Here is a 25,300-nt window from a genome sequence, read left to right on the forward strand (position 1 = left end):
GGGGGGGCCGGGGGGCGGGGGGGGGGGGGGGGGGCGGGGGGGCGCGGCCGGGGGGGGGGGGGGGGGGGGGGGGGGGGGGGGGGGGGGGGGGGGCGGCGGGGGGGGCGCCCCCCCCCCCCCCCCGCCGGCCGGTCTCAGTCGTCCGAGGGCGCGCCCAGCCAGTGCGCCAGCGCGGCCCGCAGCTCGCCCCGGCTCGGGTCGACGGCGGCCCAGGCGGCGTAGCCGTCCGGGCGGATCAGCAGGACGGTGTCGCTGAGCTTGCCGTGCGGGTCGGCCGGGGCGGCGGTGACCACGCGGTCGGCCCACGGGTCGGCGGCGGACAACTCGTCGTTGCTGACCAGCACGAAACGGCCGGTCCGCAGCGCCTCGTACAGTCGCCCGGGGCCGCCCGCCCCGCCGGAGAGGCCCTCGGCGGGGTGCAGCCCGGTCAGCCGCAGGTCCGGCACCCGGCGGCCGGCCAGCGGGTGGGCGTCCTTGCCCGCCGGGTACCGCACGCCGATCCCCGAGACGGTGCGGGCGCCGCGGGCGGCGACCGGGCCCAGGTTGTCGGCGAAGCCGGTCACCGCGGAGCGCAGCGCCCGGGTGGCGGCGGAGCGGGCCAGCGCGAGCCGCACCAGCGCGCCGGAGCTGCGCAGGACGGCCCGGCCGACCGGGTGCCGCTCGGTCTGGTAGGTGTCCAGCAGGGCGTCCGGGGCCCAGCCCCGGACAGCGGCGGCGAGCTTCCAGGAGAGGTTCGCGGCGTCCTGCAGGCCGGTGTTCATGCCCTGGCCGCCGGCCGGGGAGTGGCAGTGCGCCGCGTCGCCGGCCAGGAAGACCCGGCCGGAGCGGTAGTTCGGGGCCTGCCGCTCGTCACTGTGGAAGCGGGAGGACCAGCGGGCGTCGTGCAGGCCGTAGTCCTCGCCGAGCGCCCGGCGGGTGATGTCGGCGATCTCGTTCAGGCTCGCCGGCTCGCTGTCCGGCAGCTGGCGGGCGCGGTCCCAGGCGATCACCCGGTACCAGCCGTCGCCGAAGGGCGCCACGAAGGCGAAGCCGTTCTCGTTGGCGCCGACCGTCAGCACCTCCTCGGGGGCCCGCTCCAGCCGGACGTCCGCCAGCAGGACGGAGTTCACCACGGACTCGCCGGGGAACGGGATGCCCAGCAGGTCGCGCACGGTGCTGTGCACCCCGTCGGCGCCGACCGCGTAGCGGGCCCGGTGGACGGCGGTCGCGCCGTTCTCGACCGTCTCGATCCGCACCTGCTCGGCGTCCTGCCGCAGCCCGGTCACCTCGACGCCGCGCAGGATCGTCGCGCCGGCCTTCAGGGCCCGCTCCTGGAGCAGCCGCTCGGTGTTGGACTGCGGGGTGATCAGGACGAACGGGAAGCGGGTCGGCAGCGCGCCGAGCTCGATCCGCAGCCGGCCGAAGAGACGCAGCGAGGAGAGCGCGGTGCCGGTGGCGATCAGGTCGTCGGCCAGGCCGCGGGCGTCCAGCTGCTCCAGGGTGCGGGCGTGCACGGCGAACGCCCGGGTGAGGTTGGACTCGCCGCCGCGCTTCTCCAGCACCGTCACCCGCACCCCCGCGGTGGCCAGATCACCGGCCAGCAGGAGTCCGGTCGGTCCGGCTCCTACCACCACGACATCGGTGCTGAGCTGCTTCTCGGTCATATGTCATCTCCCGATGGGGGGCGAGGGTGGGAGCGGGTTCTCAGCGCGCTCTCAGCCTCCCATCATCGCGGGCCCATCGGAGCCTGTGAATCTCTGAATCATGACTCAGTCCGCACCATTCGAGACCGACCGGGACGCCGCCCCGGCGCGCGCCGGCGCAATTCCCTCCGGCGGCCCGCGCGGCGGCGCGCCGTCGCGGGTCGGGACCAGGCTCGTCGAGGTGGTCGTGCCGGTCTACAACGAGGAGCACGTGCTGGAGCGGTGCGTGCGCCGGCTGCACGCCTACCTCGACGAGACCTTTCCCTACGACTACCGGATCACCGTCGCCGACAACGCCAGCATCGACGGCACCTGGGCCGTGGCCACCGCGCTGGCGGCCGAGATCCCGCAGGTCAGAGCGGTGCACCTGGATCTGAAGGGCCGCGGCCGGGCGCTGCGGCAGGTCTGGGGCGACAGTGACGCGGACGTGGTGGCGTACATGGACGTCGACCTGTCCACCGGGCTGGAGGCCTTCCTGCCGCTGGTCGCGCCGCTGCTGTCGGGGCACAGCGACCTGGCGATCGGCAGCCGGCTGCACCGTGGCTCGGCGGTGGTGCGCGGGCCCAAGCGGGAGTTCATCTCGCGCACCTACAACGTGCTGCTGCGGGCCACCATGGCGGCGAAGTTCTCGGACGCGCAGTGCGGGTTCAAGGCGGCCAGGACGGACGTGGTGCAGCGGCTGCTGTCCGAGGTGGAGGACAACGCCTGGTTCTTCGACACCGAACTGCTGCTGCTGGCCGAACGCTCCGGCCTGCGGATCCACGAGGTGCCGGTGGACTGGGTGGACGACCCGGACAGCCGGGTGGACATCGTCCGGACGGTCCTGGACGACCTGCGGGGGATGGCGCGGGTCGCGCGCCGATCGCTGTCCGGCGCGACCCGGCTGCCGGTGCCGCCGCGGGTGCAGCAGGCCCGGCTGGCCCCGGGCCTCGGCTGGCAGCTGGCCAGCTTCGCGGTGGTCGGCACGCTCTCCACCGCGGCCTACGTGCTGCTCTACCTGGGGCTGCGTCAGTTGGTGCCCGCGCTGCCGGCCAACGCCCTGGCGCTGATGGTCACGGCGGTGGCGAACACCGCCCTCAACCGGCGCTTCACCTTCGGTGTGACCGGCTCGCGGGACGCCCTGAAGCACCAGGTGGAGGGCGGGATCGCGTTCCTGATCGGGCTCGGCCTGAGCAGCGGCGCGATCGCGCTGCTCGGGCTGGCGCGGCCGCAGGCCGGGCACGGTGCGGAGCTGACCGCGCTGGTGGTGGCGAACGCGCTGGCCACCGTGGTGCGGTTCGTGCTGCTGCGGGTCTGGGTCTTCGGCCCCGGGCGCGGCGCCCGGGGCCGAAGGGGGTGAGGGCGGGTCAGACGTGCCGGCGGACCTCGACCGTGCGGAACCGGTTGGCGACGAAGGCCGCGTCGCAGTACGCCGAGTTGGCGGCCGGGTTGGCGCCGGTGCCGTGCAGGTCGGAGAAGGCGGCGGTCTGGTTGGCGTAGACCCCGCCGGTGAGGTTCAGCGACAGCGAGACGCCGGCGTCCAGCGCGGCCTCGACCAGGGCGGCCTCGATCTGCGGGTCGACGGTGTAGCCGGCCGCCGTCATGGCGCCCTGCTCGCGCACGGTGCGGCGGAGCAGCTCGACGGCGGCCTCGGCGGACTCGACGGCGACGGCGAAGGAGACCGGGCCGAAGCACTCGGCCAGGAAGGCCGCCCGGTCGTCCGGCTTGTCGGCGTCGGCCTTGACCAGGGCGGGGGTGCGGACGGTGGCGGCCGGGAAGTCGGGGGAGGTGACCACGCGGGGGGCGAGGGCCAGCTCGCCGTACTCGCCGGCGGCGGCCTGCACGGTGCGCTGGAGCACCCCGGGGTTGACCACGGCGCCGAGCACGGCGGCGGCCCGGGCGTCGTCGGAGAGCAGGCCCTCGACGGCGCCCGCGAGGTCGGCGACCACCTCGTCGTAGGACTTGTCGCCCTGGTCGGTGCGCATGCCGGTGCGCGGGATGAGCAGGTTCTGCGGGGTGGTGCACATCTGGCCGCTGTAGAGCGACAGCGAGAAGGCCAGGTTGGCCAGCATGCCCCGGTAGTCGTCGGTGGAGTCGAGCACCACCGTGTTGACGCCGGCCTTCTCGGTGTAGACCTGGGCCTGCCGGGCGTTCTCCTCCAGCCAGTCGCCGAACTCGGTGGAGCCGGTGTAGTCGATCAGCTTCACCTCGGGGCGCACCGCCAGCACCTTGGCGAGCGCGGAGCCCTCGTGCTCGGCGGCCAGGCAGACCAGGTTGGGGTCGAAGCCGGCCTCGGCGAGCACCTCGCGGGCGATCCGTACGGTCAGCGCCAGCGGCAGCACGGCGCGCGGGTGCGGCTTGACCAGGACGGGGTTGCCGGTGGCCAGCGAGGCGAACAGGCCCGGGTAGCCGTTCCAGGTGGGGAAGGTGTTGCAGCCGATCAGCAGCGCGACGCCGCGCGGGACGACGGTGAACTCCTTGGTCATCGCCAGCGGCTCGCGCTTGCCCTGCGGCTTGGTCCAGCTCGCCCGCAGCGGGAGCCTGGTCTGCTCGGCGTAGGCGTACGCGACGGCCTCCAGGCCGCGGTCCTGGGCGTGCGGGCCGCCGGCCTGGAAGGCCATGCCGTACGCCTGGCCGGTGGTGTGCATCACGGCCTGCGCGAACTCGTGCGAGCGGGTGTTGATCCGGGCCAGGATCTCCAGGCAGAGCGCCGCGCGGGCGGCCGGGCCGGCCGCCGCCCAGCCGGGGCGGGCCGCCTCCAGGGCGGCGATCAGCGGGTCCGGGCCGGAGTGCGGGTAGCTGATGCCCAGCTCGACGCCGTACGGGGAGGCCTCGCCGCCGACCGGGTCGCCGTCGGTGGGCTGGCCCTCGATGGTGAAGGGGGCGCCGAGCAGGGCGTCGAAGGCGGCCTTGCCGTCCGCGGCGCCGCTCTCGCCGTAGGCCTTGGGGAACTCGGGGTACGGCGACCAGTAGTCGCGTTCGGTGATGGCGGTGAGCGCCCGGTTCAGGGTGTCCTGGTGGCGTTCGACGAGTTCGGCGACGAGGGGGTGGGTGACCGCAGCAGCCATTGGTGCGCTCCTCGGAGGAGGCGGACGGGACACGTCACAGAGTAACCGAACGATCGGTCGGCTCAAGGGGTTCGGCGGGCGCCTTTCCGCGGGCGGACCCCCGCACCCGGCCGACACGCCCGGACCCCGGGGACACGACGACGCCCCGGCCGGATGTCCGGCCGGGGCGTGGCGGTGTGCGGGGGCGGGCCCGGCTACGGGACGCCGAGCTCGAACAGGATGTACCCGGCGAACCAGCCCGAGGCGATCGCCGCCGAGCCCAGCACCGTCGCCAGGACCGGCCAGCTCAGCTTGCGCAGCGCGATGGCCAGCGGCACGAACAGCGGGAAGACCGGCAGCAGGTAGCGCGAGACGTTGCCGAAGATCTGCGCGCTGCCGAGCACCGTCACCAGCGTGACCAGGGTGTAGACGACCAGGACCACCGGCGGGCGCAGCCGCAGCATCAGCACGATCAGGATCGGCAGGGCCAGCACGATCAGCACGGCCAGCATGTCCGGGATCGGGTAGGCGAACGGGTAGTCGTAGCGGCCGAGCATCACCCCGCGCATGGAGTTCCAGGTGCTCAGGCCGTAGTCGAAGTAGTGCAGCCAGGCCTCGCGCTGGAGCTTGAAGTAGCCGCCCCAGTCGCCCATCCGCCAGCCCACCCAGCCGACGTAGCCGAGCAGGCCCAGCGGTGCGAGCAGCATCGCCGTCACCGGGCGCAGCACGCCGCTCTCCCGGCGGTACAGGTCGATCAGCGCCGCGATGCCGACGGCCGCGATCAGCGCCGCGGCGGTCGGCCGGTTGAGCCCGGCGACCAGGGTGACGACGCCGGCCGCGATCCAGCGACGGGTCATCACCAGGTAGCAGGACCAGGCGGCGAGCGCCACGAAGGTGGAGTCGGAGTAGATCGCCCACTCGGCGCCCGAGCCCGGGATGACGGCCCACAGGCCGGCCCCGATCACCCCGGCGCGGGTACCGGCCAGCCGCTCGCCGACCGCGAAGATGCCGGCCGCGGCGAACAGCGAGGCGACCACCGAGACCAGCATCCCGCCGCCGTACAGGCCGAGGCCGGTGCACTCGGAGACCAGCCGCATCAGGCCCGGGTAGAGCGGGAAGAAGGCGGCCGAGTTCTGCTCGATGGTGAAGCCGCCGACCGCTCCCGGGACGTGGATCAGCTGCGGGTGGTAGCCGAACTCGGCGACCTGCCGGTACCACCAGCCGTCCCAGGAGGCCAGGACGTCCCACGGCTGGGCGCCGCCGCCGAAGCGCGCGTCCTTCTTGGTGTAGTCGCCGGCGAACTGGAGCATGCGCATGAACACGGTGAAGCCGACCAGCTTCAGCACCGTGTAGCACCAGACGGCCGGTCCGTAGCGGACCGCCAGCCGGGTCGCCCTCGCGCGCAGGCCGTCGGCCTCCGCCGTCGGCTCGCCCTCGCGCTGTTCGGGCACGCCGGTGGCCACTGCCTTCTCTGCGTTCATCAAGACCTGATCCCACCCTGCCGCGGACGATGGTGCGCCGAGTCTAGGACACTGGTCCAGACCTGGTCCCGGAGCTTCACCGGTCGGCCGGCTCTCGGAACACCCACAGTCGCAGCAGCACGAAGCGCAGCAGCGTCGCCGCGGCGTTGGCGGCGACCAGGGCACTCACCTTGACCAGCGAGGACGCCTCCGGCGCGGCCCGCGCGACCAGCTCCAGCGCGCCGTCACTGAGCACCAGCCCGGCCACGAACGCCACCAGCCCCTGCACCTGCTGCCGGGCCGCCCCGGCCGCCCCGCGCACCTTGAAGGTGAAGCGGCGGTTCGCGGCGGTGTTGGCGACGGCGGTGACGAGCAGCGCGGTGAAGTTGGCGGTCCGGTCGCCGACGAGGGGGCTCAGGGCCACGTACAGGCCCAGATAGGCGATCGTGGAGACCGCGCCGACCACGGCGAAGACGGGCAGCTGGCGCACGGCCCGCGGTCGGCGCACGGCCGGTGGCGGCGCGGTGGCGTCATGATCGGCATCGAACGGCATCGGTCACGGAACCCTGGTTCGAGGAGTCGGAAAACCCTGCCAAACGGTCAGCCGCGGAGAAAATTGGTCTGTACCGATCGACAGTTGTCGGACCGCAAAGCTCCCACTCGGCATCGGCGCAGTCTACGGTATGGGCGTGGACGGCACTCCCTGACCCGTTCGCGACACCCGCCGCTCACCCCCTCCTCCCATGGGCCAGGACAACCGATGACCGCTGTGCACCACGATCGCACCGAGCTCTCCGTCGTCATCCCCATGTACAACGAGGAGGACGTCCTGCCGGCCCTGGTCGACCGGCTCAGGCCGGTCCTGGACGGCACCGGCGTCGGCTACGAGGTGGTCGCGGTCGACGACGGCAGCACCGACAAGACCGCCGCCCGGCTGGAGGACTTCCGGGCCCAGTGGCCGCAACTGCGGGTCGTCGCGCTGCGCCGCAACTCCGGCCACCAGGCGGCGCTCACCGCCGGACTCCACAACGCCCGCGGCGCGTACGTGGCGAGCATCGACGCGGACCTCCAGGACCCGCCGGAGAAGATCCCCGAGATGCTGGACCTCGCGAAGGCCCAGGGCCTGGACATCGTCTACGGCATCCGCTCCGACCGCTCCACCGACACCGGCTTCAAGCGCTGGACGGCCGGCGCCTACTACTGGCTGATCCGCCGGCTCGTCGGCAAGAGCGTGCCCGCCCAGGCCGGCGACTTCCGGCTGCTCAGCCGCGAGGCGGTGGACGCCCTCAAGACCCTGCCCGACCAGCAGCAGGTCTACCGGCTGCTGGTGCCCTGGCTCGGCTTCCCCAGCGGCCAGGTCACCTACCACCGCGACGAGCGCGCCGCCGGCGAGACCAAGTACCCGCTGCGCAAGATGGTCGGCCTCGCGATCACCAGCATCACCAGCTTCTCGGCGGCCCCGCTGCGGATCGCCACCTGGCTCGGCATCATCAGCTTCTTCACCTGCCTGGCCATGCTGGTCTTCACCCTGGCGGCCTACGCGCTCGGCAACACCGTGCCCGGCTGGACCTCGCTGTTCACCGCCATGCTCTTCCTCGGCGGCGTCCAGCTGATCTGCTTCGGCCTGCTCGGCGAGTACGTCGGGCGGATCTACACCGCCGTCCAGCAGCGGCCCACCTACTTCGTCGCCCGCGACACCGGCGGCTCCGCGGCGGCCCCCGAGGCGGCGAGCCGGCCGGCGGCGGCGGGCGGCGGGTCCGGCGCCGAGGCCCGGGTGCCCTCCGGCCGGCCCGAGGCCGGGCACCTGCCCCCGGCCTGACCGCGCGTCCGGCCGCCGGGGATACTCGGAGGATGGCCGATCACACCACCCGCACCGCCTACACCGTGGAGTCGCTGCTCGCGGTGACCGTCGACGTGTTCAACGAGCGGGGCTACGACGGCACCTCGATGGAGGACCTCTCCCGGGCCGCCGGGATCTCCAAGTCCTCCATCTACCACCACGTGCGGGGCAAGGAGGAGCTGCTGCGGCTCGCCGTCGGGCGGGCCCTGGACGGCCTCTTCGGCACCCTCGCCGAACCCGGCGCCACCCGGGGCCCGGCCGTGCACCGGCTGGAGTACGTGGTGCGGCGCACCACCGAGGTGCTGCTGGCCGAACTCCCCTACGTGACGCTGCTGCTGCGGGTGCGCGGCAACACCGCCACCGAGCAGTGGGCGCTGGAGCGCCGCCGCGAGTTCGACCACCGGGTCGCCGAACTGGTCCGCGCCGCCGTCGCCGACGGCGCGCTGCGCTCCGACGTCGACCCGCGGCTGGCCACCCGGCTGCTCTTCGGCATGATCAACTCGATCGTGGAGTGGTACCGCCCGGGCGCCAAGGCCGCCGACGGCGTCGCCGACACGGTCGTCCGCCTCGCCTTCGACGGCCTGCGGGCCGTCTGATCCAGGCTCGCTCGCCTCCCGCAGGTCACGGCGCCGAGGGCTTGCCCGTACGCGGGGCGGTTCTTCCGTAGGTCACGGGCCTGTGGGGCGGGCGCACAAGATCAGTCAGGCGGCACCTGGTCGGTCTCCTCGAAGACGATCAGGGTCTGGGTGGCCAGGACCTGGGGAATCGACTGGATGCGGCCGAGCACCAGCTCCCGCAGGGCCCGGTTGTCGGCCGTGTGGACCAGCAACAGGACGTCGAACTCGCCGCCGACCAGGGCGATGTGGGCCACCCCGGGCAGTTCCAGGAGCTGTTCGCGGACCGTCCGCCAGGAGTTCTGGACGATCTTCAGCGTGATGTAGGCGGAGGCGCCCTGGCCGGCCCGCTCGTGGTCGACCCGGGCGGTGAAGCCGCGGATGACGCCGTCGTCGACCATCCGGGAGATCCGGGCGTAGGCGTTCGCCCGGGAGACGTGCACCCGCTCGGCCACCGAGCGTATCGACGCCCTGCCGTCCTGCTGGAGCAGGCGCAGGATGGACCTGTCGACCCGGTCCAGCGCGGGGGCCGGCTCCTTGGCTCTGGACATCTGTTCAGCGGACATGGCCCCCCACCCCTCGGTCGTGGACGTGCTGCCTCCAGTCGACCGCTGTTGCGGCCGATTGTCCACCACCTTGGCGCAGCTGTGGTCAGAATGACCAGACAACCGAACAATCGGTAGGGAGGAACCCGCTGCCGGCGCCTTCCAGCCCGACCCGGGGCGGAGGGTGCCGTCGTCGCGGTCCCGAGCACCACGGCACCACCCGCTGCCTCCCGCAGCCCCTCCCCCACCCCTTGGAGGTGCCCGAGATGACCGTTCTCGATCACAGACACCACACGTCCGTGCCGGGCTGGCTGCCCGGGGCCACCGCCCCGCGCACCGACCCTGCGCCGCTGCTCCCGGACGCCTCCCCGGTACGGGTGCTCGGCACCCCCGCCCTGGAGAAGCACGACCCGGCGCTGCTGCGCGAGCTGTACCGCCGGCTGGTCGTCGGCCGCCGCTACAACCAGCAGGCCACCGTGCTCACCAAGCAGGGCCGGCTGGCCGTCTACCCGGCCTCGACCGGCCAGGAGGCCTGTCAGGTCGCGGCGGCGATGGCGCTTGGCGCCGGCGACTGGCTGTTCCCGAGCTACCGCGACACCCTGGCCGTGGTGTCCCGCGGGGTCGACCCGCTGGAGGCGCTCACCCTGCTGCGCGGCAACGCGCACACCGGCTACGACCCGCGCGCGGTGCGCACCGCGCCGCTCTGCACCCCGCTGGCCACCCAGGCGCCGCACGCCGTGGGCCTGGCCCACGCCGCCCGGCTCAAGGGCGAGCCGGTGGTGGCGCTGGCGCTGCTCGGCGACGGCGGCACCAGCGAGGGCGACTTCCACGAGGCCCTGAACTTCGCCGCCGTGCTGCAGGCCCCGGTGGTCTTCCTGGTCCAGAACAACGGGTACGCGATCTCGGTTCCGCTGACCCGGCAGTCCGCCGCGCCCAGCCTGGCCCACAAGGCCGTCGGCTACGGCATGCCCGGCCGGCTGGTGGACGGCAACGACGCGCCCGCCGTCCACTCGGTGCTGAGCGAGGCCGTGGAGCGCGCCCGCTCCGGCGGCGGTCCGACCCTGGTCGAGGCGCTCACCTACCGGCTGGAGGCGCACACCAACGCCGACGACGCCACCCGGTACCGGGAGGACGACGAGGTGGCGGCCTGGCGGGAGCACGACCCCGTCCTGCTGATGGAGCGGCACCTGCGCGAGGCCGGGCTGCTGGACGAGCAGCTCGTCCGGCAGGCCGCCGAGGAGGCGGAGGCGCTGGCGGCCCGGATGCGGGCCGAGTTCCACAGCGACGCCGAGCTCGACCCGATGTCGCTCTTCGCCCACGTCTACGCCGAGCCCACCCCGCAACTGCGCGAGCAGGCGGCCCAGCTGGCCGCCGAACTCGCCGCCGAGCTGGCCGCCGAGGCCGAGGTGCAGCACCGATGAGCACAGCCACCCCCGCTCGGACGAGCACCATGGCGCAGGCGCTCAACTCGGCCCTGCGCGACGCCATGCGCGAGGACCCGGCCGTGCACCTGCTCGGCGAGGACGTCGGCGCGCTCGGCGGCGTCTTCCGCATCACCGACGGCCTGACCGCCGAGTTCGGCTCGGACCGCTGCCTGGACACCCCGCTCGCCGAGGCCGGCATCCTCGGGACGGCCGTCGGCATGGCGATGTACGGGCTGCGCCCGGTGGTCGAGATGCAGTTCGACGCGTTCGCGTACCCGGCGATGGAGCAGCTCGTCTCGCACGTCGCGAAGATGCGCAACCGCACGGCCGGCAAGCTGCCGCTGCCGATCACCATCCGGATCCCGTACGGCGGCGGCATCGGCGGGGTCGAGCACCACAGCGACTCCTCCGAGGCGTACTACGTCCAGACCCCCGGCCTGCACGTGGTCACGCCGGCGACCGTCGGCGACGCCTACGGCCTGCTGCGGGCCGCGATCGCCTCGGACGATCCGGTGGTCTTCCTGGAGCCCAAGCGGCTCTACTGGGGCAAGGACGGCCTGGACCCGACCGCCCCGGTCGAGCCGATCGGGCGGGCCGTGCTGCGGCGGACCGGTCGGTCCGCCGTCCTGATCACCTACGGCCCCTCGCTGCCGGTCTGCCTGGAGGCGGCCGAGGCGGCGAAGGCCGAGGGCTGGGACCTCGCGGTACTGGACCTGCGCACCCTGGTGCCCTTCGACGACGAGACGGTCTGCCGGGTGGTGCGCTCGCTGGGCCGGGCGGTCGTCGTGCACGAGGCGAGCGGCTTCGGCGGGACGGGCGCGGAGATCGCGGCGCGGGTGACCGAGCGCTGCTTCCACCACCTGGCGGCGCCCGTCCTGCGGGTGACCGGGTTCGACATCCCGTACCCGCCGCCGATGCTGGAGCACCACCACCTCCCCGGGGTGGACCGGATCCTGGACGCCGTGGCCCGGCTGCAGTGGGAGGACTGAGGATGATGCCCGTCGTGCGCGAGTTCACGCTGCCCGACCTCGGTGAGGGGCTCACCGGGGCGGAGGTGGTCCGCTGGATGGTCGAGGTCGGCGAGGTGATCGCGGTCGACCAGCCGGTGGTGGAGGTGGAGACGGCGAAGGCCGTGGTCGAGGTGCCCTGCCCGTACGGCGGGGTGGTCACCGCGCGGTACGGCGAGCCGGGGGAGGAGGTGCCGGTCGGCGCGGCGCTGGTGACGGTCGCGGTGTCCCCGGCGGACGGCTCCTCGGCGCTGTTGGACTCCGTACGGTCCGATTCGGAGCCGGCGGCCTCCGGCTCCGGCAACGTGCTGGTGGGGTACGGGACGTCGGAGGGCGGCCGGGGTGCCCGGCGTGGCCGAGTCCGGCCCGGCGGCGCCCCGGCGGGCGCGGCTCCCGCGCGGGCGGCCGCCGCCCCGGTGGCCGCGGTGCGGCCTCCGGCGGTGGTCGCGGTGATCTCCCCGCTGGTCCGGCGCAGTGCCCGTGAGCACGGCATCGACCTGGCCGGGCTCACCGGGAGCGGCCCCGAGGGGCTGATCCTGCGGGCCGACGTGGACCGCGCGGTGGCCGCCGTCGCGGCTGGTGCGACGCGACCGGCGGCCACCGCCGCCGAGGGCGCCGTGCCGCTGCGCGGCCTGCGCCGGACGATCGCCGAGAAGCTGACCCTCAGCCATCGGGAGATTCCCGCCGCGACCTGCTGGGTGGACGCCGACGCCACCGAACTTCTCGCGCTGCGCGAGCAGTTGAACGGTTCGGGTGGTCCGAGGATCGGACTGCTGGCGCTGCTCGCCCGGATCTCCACCGCCGCGCTGGCCCGGTTCCCCGAGCTGAACGCGAGCGTGGAGTGCGACGCCGCCGGCGCCCCGGTGGCACTGCGGCGGCACACCGCCGTGCACCTGGGCTTCGCGGCGCAGAGCGAGCGCGGTCTGGTCGTCCCGGTGGTCCGGGACGCGCACCTGCTCAACACCGTCCGACTCGGCGCGGAACTGGCCAGGTTGACGGAGTCGGCGCGGGCCGGATCGCTCACCCCGGCGGAGCTCACCGGCGGAACGTTCACGCTCAACAACTACGGCGTCTTCGGTGTGGACGGCTCGACCCCGCTGATCAACCACCCCGAGGCGGCGATGCTCGGGGTCGGCCGGATCGTCGCCAAGCCCTGGGTGCACCAGGGGGAGTTGGCGGTCCGGCGGGTGACCCAGCTGTCCTTCACCTTCGACCACCGGGTCTGCGACGGCGGTACGGCGGGCGGGTTCCTGCGGTTCGTCGCGGACTGCGTCGAGCAGCCGGGCATGCTGATGCGCCAGCTCTGAGACCGGCCCTGGCCCGCGCTCGTCGCCTTGCGTGCTGGACCCGCCACGCAAGGCGACGGCCATAGGTCGGGGGAGCGTAGCGCGCCGGCGCCCCGTCTGTCCGGGCTTCGCGCGAGTTGTCGGATGAGCTGTTCGGGCGTGCCACGCTACCAAGGCTTCAGCAGGGACAAGCCAGGTGGTTGCAGGGTCGGCCGGAGGCGAAACGATTCTCTTGAGTACTCGTCAAGTTGCGGTGAAGTCACCCAGAGCGCTCCTGGTCCGGGCCAGGCACGGATCGGCCGCGGCCACCGCGGTGCCCGGACTGCCCCCGCTCCCACCGGCCGGGCCCGCCCCGGCCTCCGACGCGCCGACGACGAGCGGCGCGGCCGGCGACGCGGGCGCGGTCGCCGGGGAGGCCGGGACGGAGACCCGATCGGCGGCGGAGCCGGCCGAGCGGGCGGAGGCGGAGGCCGAACCCGCCTCCGTGCCCGGGCCGCCGATCCCGGCCCGGCCGACCGTGCCGCCGTCGATCCCCGCCGCGCCCCGGATGCCGCCGGCCCTCCCCGGCGGCGCACCGGTCGGGAGCACCTCCGTCGCGCCGCTGTTCACCGACGCGCCGGGCCTCAACTGGGCCGGCCCGGGGGACTCCTGGAGCCGCGCCTGGGCGGTTCGGACCCTGGAGGGCGGCGGCCCGGAGCCCGCGCCGCAGGCAGCGGCACAGCCGGCGGCGGATCCGGGAGCCGGCGTCGTCCGTGCGGCGGATCCGGCCGAGCAGCCGCCGACCGTCCACGACATCGAGCTGATCCGGGACACCCTGGCGGTGGTCGAACCGGTCGCGGACCGCGCCACCGCGCACTTCTACGCGCTGATCTTCCTGCACCACCCCGAGGTCCGGGCGCTCTTCCCGGCGGCCATGGACGTCCAGCGCGACCGGCTGTTCCGGGCCCTGCTGCAGGCCGCCCGCAGCGCGCACGACCCGGCCGGGCTCACCGAGTACCTGACGGCGCTGGGCCGGGGGCACCGCAAGTACGGCACGCTCGGCGGCCACTACGGCCCGGTGGGCGAGTGCCTGGTGGCGGCCCTGGCCCGGTACGCCGGCAGCCGCTGGGACGCCGCGACCGAACTCGCCTGGCGGCGGGCCTACCGGCTGATCTCCGGCATCATGATCGAGGCGGCCGAGGGCGCGGCCCGGACCTCGCCGCCCTGGTGGCAGGCCGAGGTGGTCTCGCACCAGCAGCGCACCCGCGACATCGCGGTGGTCACCGTCCGCCCCGACCAGCCCTACCCGTACCGGGCCGGGCAGTACACCACCCTGGAGACGCCCTGGTGGCCCCGGGTCTGGCGGCACTTCTCGTTCGCCTCGGCGCCGCGGCCGGACGGTCTGCTGACCTTCCACGTCAAGGCCGTGCAGGCCGGCTGGGTCAGCAACGCCCTGGTCCGCCGGGCGGCTCCCGGGGACGTGCTCCGGCTCGGCCCGCCGGCCGGCTCGATGGTGCTCGACCACGCGGCGGGCGCCGACCTGCTGTGCCTGGGCGGCGGCACCGGTATCGCGCCGGTCTGCGCCCTGGTGGAGGAGGTCGCCGAGCACGGCGCGGCCGGCCGCTCGGTGGAGGTCTTCTACGGCGCCCGCCAGGAGGCGGAGCTGTACGGGTTGGAGGTGCTGCGCGGGCTCGCGCAGCGGCATCCGTGGCTGTCGGTGCACCCGGTGCTGTCGGGTTCCGGCGGGATGGCCGGGCCGGATTCCGCGCTGTCGGGCGAGCTGCCCGACGTGGCGGCCCGTTTCGGCCCGTGGGCCGGCCGGGAGGCGTACGTCAGCGGGCCGCCGGCGATGGTGCGCCGTTCGGTCGGGATACTGCTGCGGGCCGGCGTGGCGCCCGGGCGGATCCGGCACGACCTGGTGGGCGACCTCGCCGCGGCGTAGGCCGGGCCCGACGACTCCCGGCGGGCGCGGTCAGCCCAGGTCGGGGGCGAGCATCGCGCGGACGCCCTCGATGTTGGCGGCGAGGTAGGCGCGCAGGCTCGGCGGGACGACGTTGACCGAGGTGACGCCCTCGCGGGTGAAGGGCAGCCGGACGATCTCGTACTCCCCCTGCGGTTCGTCCACCTCGGGGCCGTGCCGGCGCGAGGGGTCCATGGCGGCCAGCCGGCAGACGAAGAAGTGCTGGACCTTGACGCCGTGCGGGTGGGCCGGCGTGCCGTCGTCGTGGTGGGTGTGGCTGATGGTGTCGACGAAGGCCGGGACGACGTCCACGACCTTGCCGCCGAGCTCCTCGTCCACCTCGCGGTGGAGCGCCTCGACCACCGTGCGGTCCTCGGGCTCCACGCCGCCGCCGGGGGTGATCCAGTAGGGACGGCTGCCGGGCCGGGTGCGCTTGATCAGCACGATGGAGGCGGGAGCGTGCGCCTCGTCCGGGTCGAGTTCCAGCAGGATGGCCCGCGCGGTGCGTTTGACGACGGGGCGCGGCGGGTTGGCCATGGCCACCTCCGGGGCTGGAGCGTTGTGCGGGAGTCTGCCGCAGGCGGGGCCGGGCCAAACGCGGCCGGGCCCGGGTGCGTCCGTTCGGGCAGAGGGAACAGCAGCCAGTGGATCTTGGATGTGAAGGATTTGAGTCGGGATTCATCGTGACATCCAACCCAATCAAGCATCTTGGCTTCGATTCGAAGGCTTTTTGCCGGTGATACGGACGACCGTCATTGCGACGGGGCTCGCCCTGTGCTGCAATGAGCGACTGCTGGGCGAAGCGGAGTGACGCGCTCCGTATGCCCTCCTGTGCAATGACTCGGGCTGGGGGCTGGGGTTGGCCATGGATCGGATCACGGAAACATCGAACACCGTTCGAATCGGTCGGACGGCGAGGTCGCCCACGACCAGGCCCGCGGGGAAGAAGGACGGGCAGCCCACGTTGATCGCCTCGGTGCAGCGGGCGTTACGACTCCTGGAGGCGGTCGGCGGCTTCCTCCAGGGGGCCACCGCCAAGCAGCTCGCCCGCGCCGCCGGGCTCCCGCTGGGCACCACCTACCACCTGCTCCGCACCCTCACCCACGAGGGCTACCTCCGCCGGGCGGACGGGAAGTTCTACTACGGCCACTCGGTCGGGGGCATCAGCCGGGCCGACGACCTGCAGTCCGGCCGCAGCGACCTGCGCACCCGGATGGAGCGGCTCCGGGACGAGCTGGGGGCCGCCGTCTACCTCGCGGTCTACGAGGAGGGCGAGGTCCGGGTGGTGGACATCGCCTCGGGGCCGAGCCAGCCGGCCGTGGAGGTCTGGGCGGACCTGCGGTCCACCGCCCACGCCCACGCGATCGGCCAGTGCCTGCTCGGCCAGCTCTCCGAGGCGGACCGGCGGGACCACCTGCTGCGCCACCCGCCGGTCGGGCTGACCCCGTCGACCGTCGTGCGGGAGTCCGCCGTCCTGCGGGTGCTCGCCGCGGTCGGGCCGGCCGAGCCGGTGATCGAACGGCAGCAGTACGCGCTCGGCACCGTCTGCGCGGCGGTGCCGATCACCGTCGGCGCCGTGGTCGCCACCATGGCGCTGTCGCTGCCCCTGGAGCAGGCGGACCGGTTGCGGGCCGCCGCCGAGCTGCTCCGGGTCAAGGTCGGTGCGATGTCGCCCTCGTTCGTCCTCTGACGGCGCGGACGGCCCAACGGGCCGCCACGGGCTCCCGCTCGTTCACCATTTGAAAAAGCACACCTTGTCCACTACCTCCCCAAACGTGGACGATGAGGTTTGAACGGGGAATCGGGGCGAAAGTACAGAATTGGCAGGACTTTCACAGAGTCGTGAGCCGCACTCCAACCCCCGGCTCCAGAGCCGGGGAGTCCCGCCGTCCCCGGCGGGTGGAGCGCCCACCCGGGGCACCGTTCCTACACAGCGAACCGCAGTGTCCGGCCGCCGGTGGCGCAACAGCACGCACGGTCGGGCAGAACGAGAGGTACTGGCGCATGCACAGCACAGTCCAGGGCCACGTGGTCATGAACCTCGTGGTCTCGAACGAGCTCTCCTTCCGCATCGTGGTCGATCTCGATTACGACCCCAGTGACCCGTACGCGGTTCGGTTCACCTTCCACCTGCCCGGCGACGAGCCGGTGACCTGGGTGTTCGCCCGCGAGCTGCTGCTCGACGGGATCAGCCGACCGACGGGTGAGGGTGATGTGCACATCCACCCCATCGGCGGGGAGGAGCTCTCCGACGTCTGCATCGTGCTGCACTCCCCCGAGGGCGACGCGTTGCTACGGGCCTCGGCCCCGCCGCTGATCGCCTTCCTGAGCCGGACGGACCGGCTGGTGCCGATGGGCGAGGAACTCACCGGCGGTGAGCTCGACGCGGAGCTCGCCGACATCCTCAGGGGGTGTGAAAACGCGGGCTGACCGGGCCGCGACGGCCCCGCGGGAGAGACCGGCCGCCGGCCGCCGCCGGCCGGGGGAGGCAGCGGTACGGACGGGTGAACCGGGAGGGGCCCTGCGCGCGGGAAGCGCTGCAGGGCCCCTCCCCGGCGTCCGGCCCGCCCGACCGGCCTGGCCGGCCGGGCGGGAGCGGTACGGGCGGCCGTCGTCAGTCGTTGTCGAGGGCCAGGCTGAGGCCCCAGGAGACCAGGCTGATGATCAGGGCGCCGAGCAGGGCGGGCCAGAAGCCGTCCACGTGGAAGTCCAGGTCGAGCTTGTCCGAGGCCCACGAGGTCAGCAGCAGCATCAGGGCGTTGATCACGAAGGTGATCAGGCCCAGGGTCAGGACGAACAGCGGCAGTGAGAACAGCTTCACCACCGGCTTGATCAGCCAGTTCACCACGCCGAAGATCAGGGCCACCGCGATCACGGTGAGGGTCTGCTGCCCCCAGCCGTCCTGTCCCGACAGGGTGATGCCCGTGACGATCCAGGCGGCGACCCAGATGGCCGCCGCGTTGATGAGGGTCTTGATGGTGAAGGATTTCACGGTTTACCACGTGTCCTGTCTGGTGGCCGAAGGTTGTTACCTACGATGCCCGACCGAGGGGCTGTCAACCTAGGCCCGGGAGGCACCCGGTTTCGGTGCCGCGCCCCCACCGGCAGGGCACTGAACAGGGCGGGTGCTGTTGAATGCCCGATGACGAACGCGCCGGGCCGGGTGCCCGGAGCACCCGTGCTCCCGGCCGCGCCCGGGGCGGACGAAAGGGCAGCCCCGATGAAGGTCTTCCGGCTGGACCGGCTCGACGCGGAACGCGCCGCCAACGAGGGCGCGTACCTGCGTTTCCTGAAGGAACGCCACATGTCCGCCGGCCTGTACGCGCTCTCCCCCGGCGACACCGACCCGCAGACCGCGCACGCCCAGGACGAGATCTACCAGGTGGTCAGCGGACGGGCCGAGCTGACCGTGGGGGACGAGACCGCCACCGTCGGCCGCGGCACCGTGGTGTACGTGCCCGCCGGGGTGCCGCACCGCTTCCACCACATCACCGAGGAGCTGCGGGTGCTGGTGGTGTTCTCCCCGCCGGAGGACTGACCGGGCGGGGCCGGTAGGGTCGGGCCCGACCAGTCCGTGATCACCGCGGGAGCCCGCGGCAGCGGGCTGAGAGGGCGCTGGGGGCCGACGGCAGCCGATGCCGGGCCCGGTGGCCGCGCCGACCGCCAGAACCTGGCCGTGACGGGGGAGCCTCCCGTCCGGGACAGGGAGGGAGCAGCACCATGACCGCGAACCCGACCGAAGACGGCCGGAACGCAGCCGCCCGGCCCGCCGGCGGCCCGGCCGCCGCCAGCCTGACCGAGGAACTCTGGGCGTCGATCGAGCCCGTCTACGCGAGGATCCTCGACCACCCCTTCCTCGGCGGCCTCACCGACGGGACGCTGCCGCGCGCGGCCTTCCGGCACTTCGTCGTCCAGGACTCGCACTACCTGCGCGACTACGCCCGGGCGCTCGCCGTCTGCGCCGCCAAGGCCCCCGGCGAGGAGGACGTCCGGGCGTTCGCCGACGACGCGGTGGGCGCGCTCGCCGCCGAGCAGGGGATGCACGCCGAGTTCATGGACGCCTTCGGCGACAGCGCCGAACAGGCCGCCGCCGAGCCGGTGCTGCCCACCACCCGGGCCTACACCAGCTACCTGCTGGCGACCGTCTACGGCGGCTCCTTCGCCGAGGCCGTCGCCGCGGTGCTGCCCTGCTACTGGATCTACGCCCGGGTCGGCGAGCAGCTCCTCGCCAAGTCCTCCCCCGACCCGCTGTACGCCCGCTGGATCGCCACCTACGGCGACGAGGCCTTCCAGTCGGTGGTCCGGCGGGTGCTGGCGCTCACCGACCGGCTCGGCGAGGAGATCTCACCGGCCGAGCGGCGCCGGGTGGTCGAGCACTTCGGCACCACCTCGCGCTACGAGTGGATGTTCTGGGACGCCGCCTGGCGCGGCGAGACCTGGCCGGTCTGATCCCCGCCGGCGGGTGGCCCCCGGCCGCGGCCCGGGCTCCGGGTCGCGGCCGAACCCGGGGTCCGGCGTAGGGGTTCGGCCTCGGGGTGATCTCGGGGTTCTCTCCGGGCCGCCGCCCCTCGTTCCCGTCCATCGGCACCCGTACGATCGAAGTACCGAAGCAGACGGGATGCGGCACCAGCAGGCAGCCGGCCCGAGGGGAGAGTAAGGAACGGACATGGCTGAGCTCTGGAAGTCGCTGCCCTCGTGGGTGCGCAACATCGTCGTCCCGATCGTCGTGCTGGTGCTGGCGTGGAACCTGCTGTGGTTCGTGTTCGGCATCGTCGGCGCCCTGATCGGGTTCCTGGTCAAGTCCCTGGTGGTGGTCGGCATCGCCGCCGCCGTGGTGATCCTGGTGAAGAAGGCAGCCAAGAGCTGACCCCGCCCGCGCAGCGCCCGCACCCCGTCTCCCGGGGGCGGGCGCTGCGTCGTTCCCGCCGCGCGCCGGCGTCGTCCCGACCGCGTCGTCCCGACCGCCCCGGTGCGGACGGCCGTCGCGCTACGGCCCGGGGCGCCCCCGCCCGGAGCGCTCGCGCCGCTCCTGCCGCAGGACGGCTTCGAGGTCCCGGCGCGGCCGCCAACCGGTGGCGCGGGCACGGGCGGTGTCCAGCACCACGCTGCGGGCCAACTGGTCGACGGCGTACGGGGTCAGGCCCGGCAGCAGCCGGGTGCGGGCCGCGAACTCGGCCAGCCGGACGGGCAGGTGACCGATCCGCACCTCCCGGTCGTGGGCCCGCAGCACCTGGCGGACGGCCTCGTCGCGCCGGTACGGCCGGGCGTCGGCGATGTTGTACGCGCCGGGCGGCCAGTCGGCCGCCGCCAGGCAGGCGTCGGCGAGGTTCTGCACGGCGGTCAGGCTCAGCGCCACGTCCGGGCCGGGCAGCAGCAACCGGCCCAGGCGCACCCGCTCCAGCAGCCGCGGCACCAGGTGCGGATCCCCCGGGCCGTACACCGCGCGCGGGCGCAGCACCACCGCCCCGGCCGCCAGCGCGAGCCGTTCGCCCGCCGCCTTGCTACGGCCGTACGCGTTCAGGTGACCGCCCCCGGTGGGGTGCTCCTCGCCGACCAGCGAGCGGTCGAGCCGCGGGTCGTAGACGCTGGCGCTGCTGACCCACACCACCGGGCGGCCGGCCGCCGCTTCGAGCAGCCGCGCGGTGCCACCGACGTTGACGGCGTACTGCTGCGCCTCGGCGGGTGAGCCCGGGGCGGGGTCGCCGACCGCCGCCGCGCAGTGCACCACCAGGTCCGCGCCCGCCAGGTCCGGCCGGCCGGCGGTGGCGTCCCAGGGGACGTGACGACCGAGCGGGCCGGGGCGGCGCCCCAGGCAGAGCACCTCGGCGCCCAGGGCGGCGGCCGCGCGGGCCACGTACGAGCCGCAGAACCCGCTCGCGCCGGTGACGGCTATCCGCATCGCGGCGCGCCCCCGCGCACCAGGAGTTCGGCGTAGCCGGGCAGGGCCGAGCGGCGGTCGACCCTGGCCCGCACCACCACCGGCCGGTAGGGCGCCAGGGCGAGCAGGACGTCGGCGAGCTGGGCGCGGGCCAGGGCGGCTCCCGGGCAGGTGTGCGGTCCGGCGCCGAACACGGCCCGGGCGGCCGCGGCCGGGTCGGCGGGGGTGTCGTGCTGCGCCCGGGCGGCGTGCCGGGCGACCAGGATCAGCCGGTCGCCCCGGCGCAGCGGGCAGCCGGCGACGGTGGCGTCGGCTGCCGCGACCCGGGGCAGGATCGGCGAGGGCGCGGTCAGCCGGAGCAGTTCGGCGGCGAGCGCGGGCGCCGTCGCGGGGGTGAGGCCGGCCCAGAGGCCGGCGTCGGCGCACCAGGCGACGGCGCGCGGGAGGGCGGCCACGGTGGTGTTGACGGCGGCGACGGCGAGCATGGCGTCGAGGCTGTCGGGGAGCAGCGCGGTCAGCTCGGCGGCGGCGGCGCCGGCCGCCGCGGCGGTGCCGGGCCGGCGCGGGCCCGGCAGGTGGTCCCGGGCGGCGGTGGCCGCCGCGTCGGCGGCGGCGCGCGCGAGGGTGCCCGGATCTGCGCTGCAGCCGGTCAGCGCGGCGGTGGTGGCACCGGCCAACTCCCTCGCCAGTGAGACCAGATCGATGGTGTCGCCGTCGTCCGCACGGTGCCGGTCGGGGCCGCCGTGACCGCCGCCCAGGGCGGGCAGCCGCTCGGCCAGGATGCCCTGCCAGAGCGGGCGGAGCCGGGCGACCGCGCCGCTGCCGAGATCGCCGGCGAGGCTCCGGCGGGCGGCCCGGTGGTCGGCGCCGTCCTGGTCGAAGAGCAGCCCGCCGTCGGTGAGCCGGGCCGCGGCTCCGCCGGTGGTGCCCTCGGCGGTGCGGTCCAGCGGGACGCGGGTGAGCACCTCGCGGTAGGCGTCGGCGCCGTGCACCAGGACGGTCCGGCCGATCCGGACGACCGGGCGGCGGCGGGTCGCGGCGAGCAGCGCGAACAGGAACGGGTGGCTGCGCAGGTAGACCCGGCGGTCGCGGCGCCGGGCGGTGCGCTGCGCCCTGCGGGGGGTGGCGTACGGCCCGACGAGCGGCGCGGTCACCGGGCCAGCTCCTCGGCGCAGAACCGGGACGCGGCGCCGCGGTCGGGCTTGCGCGAGCGCCCGGCCAGCGGGACGTCGGCGAACAGGACGGCGTCCGGCCGGGCGCTGCCCATCCGGGCCAGCGGAGCCTCCAGGGCGGAGCGCAGCCGCCGCGGGTCGGTGCCGGAGCGGGGCTGGACCAGCGCGACCAGGCGCTCGTCGCCCTCCCCGTCGGGGACGCCCACCAGGACGGCCAGCTCGACCCCGGGCAGGTGCAGGGCCGGCTCGTACAGACCCGGGTAGATGTTCTCGGCGCGGCGCAGCACCATGTCCTTGCAGCGGCCGGCGAGCGCGATCCGGCCGTCGGCGGTGAGCTCGGCGCGGTCCCCGGTGCGGATCCACGGGTCCGGCTCCTCGCCCAGGTAGCGGTGGCGCGCGCCGGGCCCGGTGAGCAGCAGCTCGCCGGCGGGGGAGAGGGCGGCCCGTACGCCGGGCAGCGGGTGGCCGACCAGGTCGCCGTCCCCGGTGTAGGCGGCCTTCTCGGCCTCCTCCACGGCGGCCGCCGGGAACAGTTCGGTCAGCGCGTAGACGCTCCAGGCCTCGGCGGCGCCTGCCTGCTTGACCCGGCCCAGCAGCTCCGCGCCGGCCGGGGCGGAGCCCGTCCAGACCCGACCGGAGAAGCGGGCGCCGGCGGCCAGCGCGGCGCGCAGCTGTGGTGGCGTCAGGTACGTCTCGGCCGGTGCCAGGAGGCCTAGTTGGTCGGCCAGGCCGTCGGGTGAGCGGGCCGGCAGGGCGACCGTCGCACCGGCCGCCAGCGCGGGCGCGAGGACGAAGAAGGTGCCGCCGAGCACGGTCGAGCCCGGCTGCGGGCGGACCAGCTCGCCGACGGTCCGCAGGCCCGCCGCCAGGCCGGCCCGGCTGTGCACCACGGCGCGCGGACTGGAGGTGGTGCCGGAGGTGAAGACGATGACGGCGTCCGCCTCCGGGCCCGGGTCCGCGGCGCGGGGCGGGCCGCCGGGGGCGGGGCGCAGCCGCGGCGCGCAGCCGGGCCAGCGGATCCCGAGGGTGGCGACCGGGCCGAGTTCGGCGAGCGGCGGCAGCGCGAGGTCGGCCCGCCGGGCGAGCGGCCCGGCCCAGCCGGCCACCGCCTGCGCGGCGGCGTCCGCCAGGATCAGCGTCGGCCGGGCCAGTGACAGCCGGGCCCGCAGTACGTCGGGGCCGGCGGACGGGTCGAGCACCGCGATCCGTACGCCCAGGTGGTGGGCGGCGAGCAGGACGGCCAGCGCGCGCGGGCCGGGGCGGACGGCCACCCCCAGGGTGTCGCCCGGGGCCAGGCCGCGCCGGTGCAGCGCGGCGGCGTACGCCTCGGCGAGGTCGGCGAGGTCGGCCGCGCGGGCCTGCACCCGCACCGCGCCGGTCCTGGTCCGGCGCAGGACGGCGGGGCGGGTGCCGGCGGCGCGCAGTGCCGGGACGAGGGTTTCCAGCACGGGAGGTGGTCCTTTCTGTGCGGGCGGTGCGAGGGGTGCGGGCCGGGTCTGCCGGACGGGCCGGGTCCGCGCCTCAGCGCGGATCGTCGGTGTGCCGGCCGCTGCCCCGGTCCAGGTACCAGCGGGCGGTGCTGAGGACGCCGTACGCGGTCAGCCGGCGGGTGGAGTTGTGCACCACCATCGCCCGGCAGCGGCTGATCGCGGTGGTGTGCCGGCGGACCCGGTTGAGGAAGGCCCGGTCGGTCGGGGACGGGCGCCGGGGCATCCCGCCGACCGCCAGGTAGAGCTCCGCGGTGACGGCCATGTTGTTGCCCGCGTGCATCCGGTAGGGCGCGAGGTAGCCGTGCCGGCGGTGGTGGGCCGGGCGCAGCCGGCCGAACGCGGCGGCGGTGGCGACCAGCAGGCGGAACCCGGCCCGGCCGAGCGGGCCGTGCTCGTCGGGGCGGGCGACGATGCGCCCGCAGACCAGGCCGGGGGCCTCGGTCAGCGCGATCCGGGCGGCGGCCGTCCAGGTGGGCTGCGGGACGCAGTCGGCGTCGGTGCGGGCCAGCAGCCGGGCGCCCCGGGCGACGGCGTGCCGGAACCCGGTGTCGACGGCGCAGCCGACGCCCTTCTCCGGTTCGATCAGCACCTGGACCGGGAACGGCGCCCGCTCGCCGAAGGCGCGGGCGAGCTCGACCGTCCGGTCGGTGGATCCGTTGTCGACGACCAGGAGCGTGAAGTCCCGGTCGTGCTGCCGGGCGAGGGCGGTCAGGGTGTCCCCGATCCTGGCCTCCTCCTGGTACGCCGGGACGATCACCCAGAGGCTGCCCGGGCCGGCGGGGGAGCCGCTCACGACGCCTCCCAGACCATCGTCATCAGGCTGACCCCGCCGCCGAGGCCGACCAGCAGCACCCGGTCCCCCGGGTTCAGTTCGTGCTGGACGCGGTCCAGTTGGACACCCAGCGTGGCACTGGCGATGTTCCCGAGATCGGGCACGGTGAGGACGAGCTTCTCGGCCGGCACGCCGGTGAGCTCGACGAAGCGCTCCAGGTAGGGCACCGTCACCTGGTGGACCAGGACGCGCGCGTAGGCGTCCCAGCCGAGACCGGTGCGGGCCGCGACCCTGGTCAGGATGTCGCCGCCGATCTTCTCGAAGACGCCGCGCAACTCCGTGCCGCCGCCGCGGAAGTAGCTGTACTCGTCGCCGCGCGGGTGGCGCGAGCCGCCGCCGGGGATGCCGCCGACCGCCCAGTGCTCGGAGGCGGTCTCGGTCTCGATGTCGAGGATCCCGCCGCGCTCCACCGGTTCGACGACCACCGCGGCCCCGGCGTCCCCGAAGGTGTAGCCGGCGAACCCCTCCCGGAAGTCCGCGAGGCCGCCCGGGTCGCGCCGCATGGCCCGGCTGGGCGTCTCGCCGGTCACCACCAGGGCCCGGCGGGCCCGGCCGGCCAGGATCATCGCGCGGGCCAGGTCGATCCCGTTGAGGAAGCTGTTGCAGGCGTTGCCGACGTCCAGGGCGTGCGCCCGGGAGCCGAGTTCGGCCTGGACGAGGTGGGCGGTGGCCGGCTCGCAGACGTCGCGGGTGGCGGAGGCGTAGAGCAGCAGGTCGATGTCGAGGGGGTCGACGCCCCGGGCGTCGAGGGCCCGGCGGGCGGCGCCCAGGGCCAGCGTGGAGGCGTACTCGCCCTCGGCCGCGAAGTGCCGGGTGACGATGCCGGTCGCCTTCTCGAACATCCGCTCCGGCAGCCGGAGTCCGGCGGTCACCTCGTCCTGGAGCTGCTGGGAGGTCAGCCGACGGGAGGGCAGGTACGAGCCGACGGCCGTGATGCCGACCCGCGCTATCGGAAGGTCCATGTCCTCATGTTCCCCTCGGGGCGGCGGCGGTGGCTTGAGTACGGGTACTCAGTTCGGGAGCCCGGACACCGGCGTCGCCCGCCCACCGCAGCGGTGGACGGGCGACGCGGTGGACGGGCGACGCGGTGGACGGGCGACGCGGC

The 25,300-nt window shown here is 74.8% G+C and carries 24 protein-coding genes; 12 read left to right on the forward strand and 12 right to left on the reverse strand.

From position 1 onward, the window contains the following. Nucleotides 1–134: 134 nt before the first annotated feature. Nucleotides 135–1,643 carry an FAD-dependent monooxygenase gene (locus tag ACFTWP_RS09070; RefSeq protein ID WP_380263595.1) on the reverse strand — a complete coding sequence of 503 codons (1,509 nt, stop codon included), beginning with the start codon at nucleotides 1,641–1,643 and terminating at the stop codon, nucleotides 135–137. A gap of 100 nt (nucleotides 1,644–1,743) precedes the next feature. On the opposite strand from ACFTWP_RS09070, the gene ACFTWP_RS09075 reads away from it, so the two are divergent. Further along, the gene (locus ACFTWP_RS09075) at nucleotides 1,744–3,021 is read left to right on the forward strand and encodes a glycosyltransferase (RefSeq protein ID WP_380263596.1); all 1,278 of its coding nucleotides are present in this window, start codon (nucleotides 1,744–1,746) and stop codon (nucleotides 3,019–3,021) included. Between the two features lie 7 nt (nucleotides 3,022–3,028). Here ACFTWP_RS09075 and paaN read toward each other — a convergent pair whose 3' ends face one another. The 3 genes from paaN to ACFTWP_RS09090 form a co-directional block, all read right to left on the reverse strand. After that, the gene (gene paaN, locus ACFTWP_RS09080) at nucleotides 3,029–4,729 is read right to left on the reverse strand and encodes a phenylacetic acid degradation protein PaaN (RefSeq protein WP_380263597.1); all 1,701 of its coding nucleotides are present in this window, start codon (nucleotides 4,727–4,729) and stop codon (nucleotides 3,029–3,031) included. 194 nt (nucleotides 4,730–4,923) lie between these two features. Continuing rightward, complete coding sequence (locus tag ACFTWP_RS09085; protein ID WP_380263598.1) at nucleotides 4,924–6,189, reverse strand: hypothetical protein; 1,266 nt, start codon at nucleotides 6,187–6,189, stop codon at nucleotides 4,924–4,926. Nucleotides 6,190–6,265: 76 nt separating this feature from the next. Continuing rightward, nucleotides 6,266–6,721 (reverse strand): GtrA family protein, encoded by a 456-nt coding sequence (locus ACFTWP_RS09090; protein WP_380263599.1) that lies wholly within the window; start codon nucleotides 6,719–6,721, stop codon nucleotides 6,266–6,268. Nucleotides 6,722–6,928: 207 nt separating this feature from the next. On the opposite strand from ACFTWP_RS09090, the gene ACFTWP_RS09095 reads away from it, so the two are divergent. Both ACFTWP_RS09095 and ACFTWP_RS09100 read left to right on the forward strand, forming a co-directional pair. After that, on the forward strand, nucleotides 6,929–7,987 hold the full coding sequence (locus tag ACFTWP_RS09095; protein WP_380263600.1) for a glycosyltransferase family 2 protein: 1,059 nt from the start codon (nucleotides 6,929–6,931) through the stop codon (nucleotides 7,985–7,987). A 32-nt stretch (nucleotides 7,988–8,019) separates the two neighbouring features. Further along, complete coding sequence (locus ACFTWP_RS09100) at nucleotides 8,020–8,604, forward strand: TetR/AcrR family transcriptional regulator (protein WP_380263601.1); 585 nt, start codon at nucleotides 8,020–8,022, stop codon at nucleotides 8,602–8,604. Between the two features lie 101 nt (nucleotides 8,605–8,705). Here ACFTWP_RS09100 and ACFTWP_RS09105 read toward each other — a convergent pair whose 3' ends face one another. After that, nucleotides 8,706–9,173 carry an Lrp/AsnC family transcriptional regulator gene (locus tag ACFTWP_RS09105; protein WP_380263602.1) on the reverse strand — a complete coding sequence of 156 codons (468 nt, stop codon included), beginning with the start codon at nucleotides 9,171–9,173 and terminating at the stop codon, nucleotides 8,706–8,708. 260 nt (nucleotides 9,174–9,433) lie between these two features. Here ACFTWP_RS09105 and pdhA point away from each other — a divergent pair, with 260 nt between their 5' ends. The 4 genes from pdhA (at nucleotide 9,434) to ACFTWP_RS09125 (ending at nucleotide 14,805) form a co-directional block, all read left to right on the forward strand. After that, nucleotides 9,434–10,588, forward strand: a complete 1,155-nt coding sequence (pdhA, locus tag ACFTWP_RS09110; RefSeq protein WP_380263603.1) for a pyruvate dehydrogenase (acetyl-transferring) E1 component subunit alpha — start codon at nucleotides 9,434–9,436, stop codon at nucleotides 10,586–10,588. Beyond that, complete coding sequence (locus tag ACFTWP_RS09115; protein WP_380263604.1) at nucleotides 10,585–11,580, forward strand: alpha-ketoacid dehydrogenase subunit beta; 996 nt, start codon at nucleotides 10,585–10,587, stop codon at nucleotides 11,578–11,580. The genes pdhA and ACFTWP_RS09115 overlap by 4 nt, the downstream gene beginning before the upstream one ends. Before the next feature lie 5 nt (nucleotides 11,581–11,585). After that, nucleotides 11,586–12,905: a dihydrolipoamide acetyltransferase family protein gene (locus ACFTWP_RS09120; protein WP_380263887.1), complete on the forward strand. Its 1,320-nt coding sequence runs from the start codon at nucleotides 11,586–11,588 to the stop codon at nucleotides 12,903–12,905. A gap of 232 nt (nucleotides 12,906–13,137) precedes the next feature. Then, nucleotides 13,138–14,805, forward strand: a complete 1,668-nt coding sequence (locus ACFTWP_RS09125) for a globin domain-containing protein (RefSeq protein WP_380263605.1) — start codon at nucleotides 13,138–13,140, stop codon at nucleotides 14,803–14,805. A 30-nt stretch (nucleotides 14,806–14,835) separates the two neighbouring features. Here ACFTWP_RS09125 and ACFTWP_RS09130 read toward each other — a convergent pair whose 3' ends face one another. Next, nucleotides 14,836–15,360 (reverse strand): NUDIX domain-containing protein, encoded by a 525-nt coding sequence (locus ACFTWP_RS09130; protein ID WP_380263606.1) that lies wholly within the window; start codon nucleotides 15,358–15,360, stop codon nucleotides 14,836–14,838. Nucleotides 15,361–15,787: 427 nt separating this feature from the next. On the opposite strand from ACFTWP_RS09130, the gene ACFTWP_RS09135 reads away from it, so the two are divergent. Together ACFTWP_RS09135 and ACFTWP_RS09140 are read left to right on the forward strand one after the other, a co-directional pair. Next, nucleotides 15,788–16,513, forward strand: a complete 726-nt coding sequence (locus ACFTWP_RS09135; RefSeq protein ID WP_380263607.1) for an IclR family transcriptional regulator — start codon at nucleotides 15,788–15,790, stop codon at nucleotides 16,511–16,513. Between the two features lie 314 nt (nucleotides 16,514–16,827). Further along, nucleotides 16,828–17,253, forward strand: coding sequence for an SsgA family sporulation/cell division regulator (locus tag ACFTWP_RS09140; protein WP_380263608.1), 426 nt, complete (start codon nucleotides 16,828–16,830; stop codon nucleotides 17,251–17,253). A gap of 184 nt (nucleotides 17,254–17,437) precedes the next feature. Here the strand turns inward: ACFTWP_RS09140 and ACFTWP_RS09145 are convergent, their stop codons facing one another. Beyond that, complete coding sequence (locus ACFTWP_RS09145) at nucleotides 17,438–17,815, reverse strand: phage holin family protein (RefSeq protein WP_380263609.1); 378 nt, start codon at nucleotides 17,813–17,815, stop codon at nucleotides 17,438–17,440. 228 nt (nucleotides 17,816–18,043) lie between these two features. Between ACFTWP_RS09145 and ACFTWP_RS09150 the strand changes: the two genes are divergently transcribed. From ACFTWP_RS09150 to ACFTWP_RS09160, 3 genes are all read left to right on the forward strand, one after another. Next, nucleotides 18,044–18,361 carry a cupin domain-containing protein gene (locus ACFTWP_RS09150; RefSeq protein WP_380263888.1) on the forward strand — a complete coding sequence of 106 codons (318 nt, stop codon included), beginning with the start codon at nucleotides 18,044–18,046 and terminating at the stop codon, nucleotides 18,359–18,361. A gap of 182 nt (nucleotides 18,362–18,543) precedes the next feature. Beyond that, complete coding sequence (tenA, locus tag ACFTWP_RS09155; protein ID WP_380263610.1) at nucleotides 18,544–19,272, forward strand: thiaminase II; 729 nt, start codon at nucleotides 18,544–18,546, stop codon at nucleotides 19,270–19,272. Between the two features lie 217 nt (nucleotides 19,273–19,489). Then, entirely contained in the window at nucleotides 19,490–19,690 is a 201-nt protein-coding gene (locus ACFTWP_RS09160; protein ID WP_380263611.1) for a DUF5326 family protein, read from the forward strand. Nucleotides 19,691–19,810: 120 nt separating this feature from the next. Here the strand turns inward: ACFTWP_RS09160 and ACFTWP_RS09165 are convergent, their stop codons facing one another. From ACFTWP_RS09165 to ACFTWP_RS09185, 5 genes are all read right to left on the reverse strand, one after another. Beyond that, nucleotides 19,811–20,722, reverse strand: a complete 912-nt coding sequence (locus ACFTWP_RS09165) for an NAD-dependent epimerase/dehydratase family protein (protein ID WP_380263612.1) — start codon at nucleotides 20,720–20,722, stop codon at nucleotides 19,811–19,813. Beyond that, a complete protein-coding gene (locus ACFTWP_RS09170; protein WP_380263613.1) occupies nucleotides 20,713–21,855 on the reverse strand; it encodes a cytochrome P450 in 1,143 nt (380 codons plus the stop codon). Before ACFTWP_RS09170 ends, ACFTWP_RS09165 begins: the two co-directional genes overlap by 10 nt. After that, nucleotides 21,852–23,321 (reverse strand): AMP-binding protein, encoded by a 1,470-nt coding sequence (locus ACFTWP_RS09175; protein ID WP_380263614.1) that lies wholly within the window; start codon nucleotides 23,319–23,321, stop codon nucleotides 21,852–21,854. Before ACFTWP_RS09175 ends, ACFTWP_RS09170 begins: the two co-directional genes overlap by 4 nt. 73 nt (nucleotides 23,322–23,394) lie before the next feature. After that, nucleotides 23,395–24,156, reverse strand: a complete 762-nt coding sequence (locus ACFTWP_RS09180) for a glycosyltransferase family 2 protein (RefSeq protein WP_380263615.1) — start codon at nucleotides 24,154–24,156, stop codon at nucleotides 23,395–23,397. Next, nucleotides 24,153–25,157 carry a 3-oxoacyl-ACP synthase III family protein gene (locus tag ACFTWP_RS09185; protein WP_380263616.1) on the reverse strand — a complete coding sequence of 335 codons (1,005 nt, stop codon included), beginning with the start codon at nucleotides 25,155–25,157 and terminating at the stop codon, nucleotides 24,153–24,155. Before ACFTWP_RS09185 ends, ACFTWP_RS09180 begins: the two co-directional genes overlap by 4 nt. Between the last annotated feature and the right edge of the window lie 143 nt (nucleotides 25,158–25,300).

The organism is Kitasatospora sp. NPDC057015 (assembly GCF_042673745.1).
In the GTDB taxonomy this organism is placed as follows: domain Bacteria; phylum Actinomycetota; class Actinomycetes; order Streptomycetales; family Streptomycetaceae; genus Kitasatospora.

What these genes read in the sequence shown, in the direction of transcription:
- ACFTWP_RS09070 (WP_380263595.1), bottom strand. Translation starts at nt 1,643, where the DNA reads ATGACCGAGAAGCAGCTCAGCACCGATGTCGTGGTGGTAGGAGCCGGA.
- ACFTWP_RS09075 (WP_380263596.1), top strand. Translation starts at nt 1,744, where the DNA reads ATGACTCAGTCCGCACCATTCGAGACCGACCGGGACGCCGCCCCGGCG.
- paaN (WP_380263597.1), bottom strand. Translation starts at nt 4,729, where the DNA reads ATGGCTGCTGCGGTCACCCACCCCCTCGTCGCCGAACTCGTCGAACGC.
- ACFTWP_RS09085 (WP_380263598.1), bottom strand. Translation starts at nt 6,189, where the DNA reads ATGAACGCAGAGAAGGCAGTGGCCACCGGCGTGCCCGAACAGCGCGAG.
- ACFTWP_RS09090 (WP_380263599.1), bottom strand. Translation starts at nt 6,721, where the DNA reads ATGCCGTTCGATGCCGATCATGACGCCACCGCGCCGCCACCGGCCGTG.
- ACFTWP_RS09095 (WP_380263600.1), top strand. Translation starts at nt 6,929, where the DNA reads ATGACCGCTGTGCACCACGATCGCACCGAGCTCTCCGTCGTCATCCCC.
- ACFTWP_RS09100 (WP_380263601.1), top strand. Translation starts at nt 8,020, where the DNA reads ATGGCCGATCACACCACCCGCACCGCCTACACCGTGGAGTCGCTGCTC.
- ACFTWP_RS09105 (WP_380263602.1), bottom strand. Translation starts at nt 9,173, where the DNA reads ATGTCCAGAGCCAAGGAGCCGGCCCCCGCGCTGGACCGGGTCGACAGG.
- pdhA (WP_380263603.1), top strand. Translation starts at nt 9,434, where the DNA reads ATGACCGTTCTCGATCACAGACACCACACGTCCGTGCCGGGCTGGCTG.
- ACFTWP_RS09115 (WP_380263604.1), top strand. Translation starts at nt 10,585, where the DNA reads ATGAGCACAGCCACCCCCGCTCGGACGAGCACCATGGCGCAGGCGCTC.
- ACFTWP_RS09120 (WP_380263887.1), top strand. Translation starts at nt 11,586, where the DNA reads ATGCCCGTCGTGCGCGAGTTCACGCTGCCCGACCTCGGTGAGGGGCTC.
- ACFTWP_RS09130 (WP_380263606.1), bottom strand. Translation starts at nt 15,360, where the DNA reads ATGGCCAACCCGCCGCGCCCCGTCGTCAAACGCACCGCGCGGGCCATC.
- ACFTWP_RS09140 (WP_380263608.1), top strand. Translation starts at nt 16,828, where the DNA reads ATGCACAGCACAGTCCAGGGCCACGTGGTCATGAACCTCGTGGTCTCG.
- ACFTWP_RS09150 (WP_380263888.1), top strand. Translation starts at nt 18,044, where the DNA reads ATGAAGGTCTTCCGGCTGGACCGGCTCGACGCGGAACGCGCCGCCAAC.
- tenA (WP_380263610.1), top strand. Translation starts at nt 18,544, where the DNA reads ATGACCGCGAACCCGACCGAAGACGGCCGGAACGCAGCCGCCCGGCCC.
- ACFTWP_RS09160 (WP_380263611.1), top strand. Translation starts at nt 19,490, where the DNA reads ATGGCTGAGCTCTGGAAGTCGCTGCCCTCGTGGGTGCGCAACATCGTC.
- ACFTWP_RS09165 (WP_380263612.1), bottom strand. Translation starts at nt 20,722, where the DNA reads ATGCGGATAGCCGTCACCGGCGCGAGCGGGTTCTGCGGCTCGTACGTG.
- ACFTWP_RS09185 (WP_380263616.1), bottom strand. Translation starts at nt 25,157, where the DNA reads ATGGACCTTCCGATAGCGCGGGTCGGCATCACGGCCGTCGGCTCGTAC.